We start from the raw sequence: 417 nt of genomic DNA on the forward strand, positions 1-417 counted from the left end.
GCTTGTGCTGCTGAACTTAGCGCGTAGTTTCCTGAATTCATCATATGCCGAGAAGCTATTTAGGTTCATCAGATAGGCCCTGATGGATTCATTTATAGTCTCGAATTGAGCTACCTCATGTTGTTGGTTCTCATTCCTGAATTTAGGTACAAGACCGCATCCTTTTTTAAAGCACCAGTGGCCAAATAGGTTGTTTCCTTGCTTAGCGAAACGACTGGTCCCCCAGCCAGACTCAATGGCCGCTTGTGCCAGTACCATAGAAGCAGGGACGGTATCAACACGCTCTAGCAGTCTGCCAAGTGTCTGACTTGGGTTGGTAGTTGGCACAACCTTGTATTTCATTGCAAGCGCTTTAAGCCAATTTCTGTCGTATTGGTTCAGGCTGGCGGCACCATTTTTTTTTATGGAAGTGCTCAT

The 417-nt window shown here is 46.0% G+C and carries 1 protein-coding gene; it reads right to left on the minus strand.

Features of this window, described 5'->3' with window-relative positions; all coding sequences use genetic code 11:
• Positions 1-342: glucosaminidase domain-containing protein (locus A3735_RS09900; protein WP_231882525.1), on the minus strand; the 342-nt coding region annotated here is incomplete at its 3' end.
• Positions 343-417: the final 75 nt, after the last annotated feature.

Source organism: Oleiphilus sp. HI0061 (genome assembly GCF_001635675.1).